6 protein-coding genes are annotated in these 4,900 nt (G+C 35.0%); 1 reads left to right on the top strand and 5 read right to left on the bottom strand.

From position 1 onward, the window contains the following. Position 1 precedes the first annotated feature (1 nt). Complete coding sequence (locus RT405_RS00465) at positions 2-202, top strand: cold shock domain-containing protein (RefSeq protein ID WP_313466731.1); 201 nt, start codon at positions 2-4, stop codon at positions 200-202. Between the two features lie 179 nt (positions 203-381). Here RT405_RS00465 and RT405_RS00460 read toward each other — a convergent pair whose 3' ends face one another. From RT405_RS00460 to RT405_RS00440, 5 genes are all read right to left on the bottom strand, one after another. Next, positions 382-828: an SRPBCC family protein gene (locus RT405_RS00460; RefSeq protein WP_313466730.1), complete on the bottom strand. Its 447-nt coding sequence runs from the start codon at positions 826-828 to the stop codon at positions 382-384. Positions 829-947: 119 nt separating this feature from the next. Continuing rightward, positions 948-1,196 carry a GlsB/YeaQ/YmgE family stress response membrane protein gene (locus RT405_RS00455; RefSeq protein ID WP_035028853.1) on the bottom strand — a complete coding sequence of 83 codons (249 nt, stop codon included), beginning with the start codon at positions 1,194-1,196 and terminating at the stop codon, positions 948-950. Positions 1,197-1,330: 134 nt separating this feature from the next. Continuing rightward, positions 1,331-1,891: an anaerobic ribonucleoside-triphosphate reductase activating protein gene (gene nrdG / locus RT405_RS00450; RefSeq protein ID WP_313466729.1), complete on the bottom strand. Its 561-nt coding sequence runs from the start codon at positions 1,889-1,891 to the stop codon at positions 1,331-1,333. A 33-nt stretch (positions 1,892-1,924) separates the two neighbouring features. Continuing rightward, positions 1,925-4,111 carry an anaerobic ribonucleoside-triphosphate reductase gene (nrdD, locus tag RT405_RS00445; protein ID WP_313466728.1) on the bottom strand — a complete coding sequence of 729 codons (2,187 nt, stop codon included), beginning with the start codon at positions 4,109-4,111 and terminating at the stop codon, positions 1,925-1,927. Positions 4,112-4,301: 190 nt separating this feature from the next. Beyond that, positions 4,302-4,900, bottom strand: a 599-nt coding sequence (locus RT405_RS00440; protein ID WP_313466727.1) for a toxic anion resistance protein, incomplete at its 5' end; no start/stop codon positions are given.

Genomic DNA, 4,900 nt, shown 5'->3' with positions numbered 1-4,900 from the left:
AATGGAAAAAGGTACAGTAAAATGGTTTAATGCTGAAAAAGGATTTGGTTTTATTGAAATTGAAGGCAGAGAAGATGTTTTTGTACATTTTAGTGCTATTTCTGGAGATGGATTTAAAACCTTAGAGGAAGGACAGCCTGTTGAATTTGAAATTATTGAAGGCAATCGTGGTCCTCAAGCGGCAAATGTAGTCAAACTATAATCTAAAACAAAAAGGGAGGATGAGACAACAGCTCATCCTCTTATTTCTTAACTATTTTTCCTAAACGTACTTTAATAAGCAGCAGCACAACTATGCAATCTTTTGCTACTCGCTTATCTTGATTCGACTATGCTGTTTTTTTACAGAGAGAACAGCAATCAGTTTTCAGATCGCATGTTTTAAATGTTTTTTTGTTCTAGAAATTCTTTCATTTGTATGAGCAGTTCATAAGCCCACTTTTTTTTAATAGAAGATAATGCGGGAGCAAGCAGTAAACTCGTTTTTCCTTTTAATTTTATATCTAAAAAAGTTTCTAAGAGAGTTTTTTCATTTGAAAGAGCAGTGACTGACAATTTTCCATACCCGGTAACTTTTCCATTTGTCGAAGTAAAAGTAAAAGAAGTCAGGTTTTTCTTCGAATCAGTTGTGAAATGGAAAGTTAAAAGAGTATCGCGTTCTACAGGTCCAAGTAACAATGAAAGATCTACTTGATACGAATCTTGGGAAAGTTGAGTAAGTTGCTTAAAACCAGGTAAAAAAAGCAACCAATTTGCAGGATTCTTGAGATTTTCCCAAACCTCCAAAATAGGAGTTTCGACTGTTAAAGAATAGTATTCACTAGCCATTTTCTTTCTCCTTTTAGCATAAGTATAGATAGAACAAATAAGAAAAAAACTCTTTGGGAAAGATCACCAAAGAGTTTTCTCTTTAAAAATCAAGACAAGTTGTTTAACCTGCTTAATTTTTATTTACGTCTGCCCACAATAAGTGAGAAGATAAAGATTAGTATCACAGCTCCAATTAAAGCTGGTAAGATAGCAAAACCGCCAATAATCGGTCCCCAGTTTCCTAACAATGAAGAACCAATCCATGATCCAATAAATCCGACAATAATGTTACCAATAATACCACCTGGTACATCTTTACCTAAAATCATTCCTGCTATGGCTCCTAAAACGCCACCTACGATTAATGACCAAATAAATCCCATTATGTTTTCCTCCTCTTTCTAAATAAGTAAGTAATAAATCTATTACTATTATTATTATAGACACAATTCGTTCACAGTTCAAATGATAAGCATCGTAAGAAGACATTTATTAGGAAAAAAGAGAGGCAGTTAGCACATTAATCAGTAAGCTGTTTCCAAAGGACAAGTGTATTTGTCTTTAAAGATTGTGGAACATCAATGATTCTTTGGTTGGAACTGCCTCTAAATTGTAAGGTCAAATCTCGTTTCGTTATCTCAAAACGACCATCGATCAAAACATCGATATAGGAAAGCAATTCAAGCTTATCTGTTGATTCTAATAGCAATTCTTCCCAAGTATAGCCAGTCCAAGCCCAGACATCTTTAGTAGCCCCAAATTCTTCTTTTAGACGTTTTGTTAAAGGAATAGTGATTCCTGTATTTAAAAAGGGTTCTCCGCCTAAGAGAGTAAGGCCCTGCACATACGTATGCCTTAAGTCTTCTATGATTTGATCCTCTAGTTCTTGTGTATACTTTACACCGTAATTAAAATTTTGAGCAATCTTGTTATAGCAGCCCTTACAAGCAAATAAGCATCCACTTACATATAAACTGCATCGTACGCCTTCTCCATCAACAAAGTTAAACGGTTTATAACTTGCCACTTTCATTTGACTAAAATCTTTTGCCAACCATTCTTGTGGGTTTGGTTTTTTCATCATTTTCCTCCTAAATGTAAATAAAGTAGTCGCTTACTTCATGTGTTTGACACGAGAGGCTATTTCTTGATGGCGGCCTTTTACCATCGGTCTAGCTTGAGGATTGCCCAGATAACCGCAAGTGCGCTTTACAACATCACACGTTTTAGGATCATGATTCCCACATTGTGGACATTTAAAACCAACTTCAGTAGGGTCAAAGTCACCTGTGAAATCACACAGATAACAGTGATCGATGGGCGTATTAGTACCTAAATAACCAATTTTATCATAAGCAAAATCCCACACAGCTTCTAATGCTTTTGGGTTTTGCTCCATATTTGGATATTCACAGTAGTGAATAAAGCCGCCGCTAGCATATTTAGGATAGTCTTTTTCAAACTCTATTTTGTCAAAGGGAGTAATGTTTTTTCGGACATCATAATGAAAACTATTAGTATAATATCCTTTTTCGGTAATATGAGGTACAACGCCGAATTTTTTTGTATCAAGTCGACAGAAGCGGTCGGTTAAACTCTCACTAGGTGTTGAATAAACGCTGAAATGATAGCCGTATTGATTGCTCCAATCATCAGCTTGTTTTTTTAAATGATTTAAGATAGCTAATGTGAAATTCTTAGCTGCTGGATTTTGTTCCCATTCAGAACCGAAAAAGACAGCGGCAGTTTCATAGAGTCCAATGTATCCAAGAGAGATGGTAGCACGCTTATTTTTAAACACTTCATCAACAGATTCATCTTTTTCAAGGCGTTTACCAAAAGCGCCATATTGATAAAGGATAGGAGCATTACAAGGAACAGCTTCTTTGATTCGTTTTATCCGATAAACAAGAGCATCTTTACAGACAAGTAAGCGCTCATCTAAGATAGTCCAGAATTTTTCTGAATTATCTTTAGATTCAAGTGCAATCCGAGGCAAATTAAGTGTAACTACTCCTAAATTCATACGGCCGGAATTTACTTCCTTGCCCTCTTCATCGTTCCATCCTTGCAAGAAAGAGCGGCAACCCATAGGCGTTTTAAAACTACCGGTTAATTCTACAACTTTTTCATACATTAACACATCCGGATACATTCTTTTAGTTGTACAAACGACCGCCAATTGTTTTATATCATAATTAGGATCGGTCTTTTCAAGATTTACTCCTCGTTTTAATGTATAGATAAGCTTAGGAAAAATAGCAGTCCTTTTTTCTTTGCCAAGACCTTTAATTCGTACGGATAAAATAGCTCTTTGAATTTCTTTAGCATACCAATCTGTTCCTAAGCCAAACCCTAAAGTAGTAAAGGGAGTTTGCCCTTGAGAGGAAAAGAGTGTATTGATTTCATATTCCAAGCTTTGCATGGCATCGTATATGTCTTTCTTGGTGTTTTGAAGAGCATAATCGTGTCTTTTTTCTTCTTCTGTAATCCATTCTGCTGCTGTTGTTAAATGTTTTTTAAAGTTCAGTTCAGCATAATGAGCCAATGTTTCATCAATTCGATCAGCACTGCATCCGCCATATTGGCTTGAAGCAACATTTGCAATGATTTGAGCCATTTGCGCTGTTGCCGTTTGAATAGATTTAGGGCTTTCAACTTCAGCGTTGCCAATTTTGAAACCTTTAGCTAACATCTGTTTAAAATCGATTAAGCAGCAATTTGTCATAGGCGAATAGGGGTGATAGTCTAAATCATGATAGTGGATATCGCCTTTTTGATGAGCATTACGAACAGATTTGGGTAACAAAGTTAAACCGATTGATTTGCCAACTATTCCAGCTGTTAAATCACGCTGAGTATTAAAAATATCACTGTCTTTATTGGCGTTTTCATTGACTAAAGAAGGGTCTTTCTTTAATAAGGTATGGATTGTATAGTTGATATCTGTTTCTTCTAGCTGCTTTTTATCAGTCTGAAGCCGAAAATGTTGATAAACTTCTGCTAGTTCTGTCTTTTTTTGATCAGTCAGTACCTGCATCACAATGGCACGAATATGATCTACAGAGATTTTTCTCCAATTTGTAAGGTTACTTTTAATTTGCTTCATGGCATTGCACAAATCTTCTGTAGTATCGACTAGAGAGTTTGAATGAAGTTGTTGTTCAGCTTTCAAAAGAGCAGCATAGATTTTTTCTTCTTGAAATGCAACTTCTCGACCATCTCGTTTAAGCACACGTAATTTCACAACTGAATTTTTGTTCAGTAAATCACAAGTTTGTGATGAGTTTGTTTTTTTCATTTTTTTCCTCCTTAATATCCGCATAAAAAGCTAGGGAACACAATATGTAGTTTAGTATATAGATTTTATACCATATAGTGTACCATAGTCTTAGCATCTGTTCTAGGAAAAAGGGAGAAATTTATTGGAACAAAAAAACTTTCTTTTTTCTGTTTTAACTCAGAAAAAAGAAAGCTTCTTTATTATTCAATTAAGATTGATCACTGGTTAATTCTAGCAATTTATCTCTCAAAGTCGTTTCCATAACAGTCAATTCTTTTTCAGCTTCTTTACGTTTGATACGGCCATCTTTTTGGATTTGCAATGTTTCTTGCAGGGTTTCGACTAAATCATTTTGAGTTTTTTGTAAGGTTTCAATATCAATAACGCCTCGTTCATTTTCTTTGGCTGTTTCAATCGTTGAAATTTTTAGCATTTCAGAATTTTTCTTCAATAAGTCATTTGTAGTTTCAGAAACTTGTCTTTGAGCAGTAACTGCATCTTTTTGACGTAATAAAGTTAATGCAATGGCAATTTGATTCTTCCAAAGTGGAATAGCTGTGTTAATGGAAGATTGAATTTTTTCAGCTAGGGCTTGATTAGTATTTTGAATTAAACGTATTTGAGGAGCTTGTTGAATCGTCATTTGACGAGCTAATTTCAAGTCATGCGTTCTCTTTTCCAAACGGTCTAAAAACTGATTTAAATCATTTACCGTTTGAACATCCATCTGACTAGAGCTTTTTTCAGCCGTTTTTACTGCTTCTGGAATCAAAGTATCCGTTAATTCGTCCATTTTGATTTCCCCAG

This window comes from Carnobacterium sp., assembly GCF_032094055.1.
In the GTDB taxonomy this organism is placed as follows: Bacteria; Bacillota; Bacilli; order Lactobacillales; family Carnobacteriaceae; genus Carnobacterium_A.
The sequence above is the reverse complement of the archived record's forward strand: the minus strand, read 5'-3'. Positions and strand labels throughout refer to the sequence as shown.

What these genes read in the sequence shown, in the direction of transcription:
- RT405_RS00465 (WP_313466731.1), top strand. Translation starts at nt 2, where the DNA reads ATGGAAAAAGGTACAGTAAAATGGTTTAATGCTGAAAAAGGATTTGGT.
- RT405_RS00460 (WP_313466730.1), bottom strand. Translation starts at nt 828, where the DNA reads ATGGCTAGTGAATACTATTCTTTAACAGTCGAAACTCCTATTTTGGAG.
- nrdG (WP_313466729.1), bottom strand. Translation starts at nt 1,891, where the DNA reads ATGAAAAAACCAAACCCACAAGAATGGTTGGCAAAAGATTTTAGTCAA.
- nrdD (WP_313466728.1), bottom strand. Translation starts at nt 4,111, where the DNA reads ATGAAAAAAACAAACTCATCACAAACTTGTGATTTACTGAACAAAAAT.